The organism is Endozoicomonas sp. SESOKO3, from assembly GCF_024606255.1.
In genome coordinates, this window is the sequence record NZ_JAHHPR010000157.1 from 1 (window position 1) to 1,409 (window position 1,409).

Sequence of the window (1,409 nt, forward strand, 5' to 3'; positions counted from 1 at the left end):
GCTGGCCGGAATGGAAAGACAAGGATGGCGAGTTCAGCATGGAGCTGTTCCGCTCCTTCTCATCCATGAATAATGGCAAAGGCATGCCCAAACATAAGGAAGTGAAAGAAATGCCGGGCTGGCCGGAATGGAAAGACAAGGATGGCGAGTTCATTATGGAGTTGTTCCGCTCCTTCTCGTCTATTAATCATGGCAAAGGCGTGCCCAAACATGAGCAAGTGAAAGAGGTGCTGAGCTGGCCAGAATGGAAAGACAGGGATGGTGTGTTCAGTATAAAACTGTTCCGCGCTTTCTCATCGATGAACAGCTGTAAAGGCATGCCAAAACATGAGGAAGTAAAAGAGGTGCTGGACTGGCCTGAATGGAATGACAAGGATGGCAAGTTCAACATTGAGCTGCTCCGCGCCTTCTCGTCCATGAATTGCAACAGGGGCATGCTTAAACATGAGGAAGTGAAAGAGGTACTGGATTGGCCGGAATGGAAAGACAAGAATGGCAGGTTCAATATTGAGCTCTTCCGCTCCTTCTCCTCCATCAATAATGGTCACGGCATACTCAAACATGATGATGTAAAAGAGGTGCTGGACTGGCCTGAATGGAAAGAGATGGATGGCGAGTTCAATATGGAACTGTTCCACGCCTTCTCGTCCATGAATCATGGCAAAAGCGTTCCCAGCCATGAGCGATTGAAAAAAATGATGGTCTGGACAAGTTGCGGGGGTGCGCTCAATCATCGACTCCTGCAAACTATGACCAGGCTCTGGACAGCAGAAGGGCTACCTGACATCGAAGCGCTGCAACATCAGGAAACACAACTAAAACAGTGGCTGTTAACAGAACTTACTGAAGATAAAAGTGATTCAGATAGTAAAGAGGACGACGAATACAATAGCGATTCAGAGAATGAAGAGAATGATAATTCCAATCGCCAGATAAAAACGGTTGCTCTTTATCTTTCCACCCTTAAGCCAGACTGGTTATTAAACTGGGCGATTTTAAAACAGTTTCATCAATTCCATGAAAATACCAAAGCTTTTCTGATGCTGGAATCATTGATAAGGCTTCTTTCTTCTTATGGAGGGAAAGGCGTCGAACGTTTCCTTCACGCCAGTGGACAAGACCGGGATTTTTTGTGGCATCATTCGACTAAAGCCGTGCCTTTGCACGTGTTAAATAAGGCAATGGTTCTGTTTTCTGCCAATGAATACAGATCGCGTTTTGTCTATTTCGCCAAGCGGCTGAAGTCATTGCCGGACAAAAGTCTGTGGGAACAGTACTCAGCCCAGTTGCAACTATTGTCGGGGGTGCTGAAACACGACTATATGAAAAGGCTCTACTGGGAAATCCTGAAAAACTTAACAAAGGATGATCAGCTGCGTTTTCTGGATGCCAGCCGTGCCCGGGCTGTA

Annotated in this window: 1 protein-coding gene; it reads left to right on the forward strand. The window is 46.4% G+C overall.

The window, feature by feature from the left end; translation table 11 throughout:
* Positions 1 to 1,409: hypothetical protein (locus KDK18_RS02665; protein WP_257253004.1), on the forward strand; the 1,409-nt coding region annotated here is incomplete at both ends.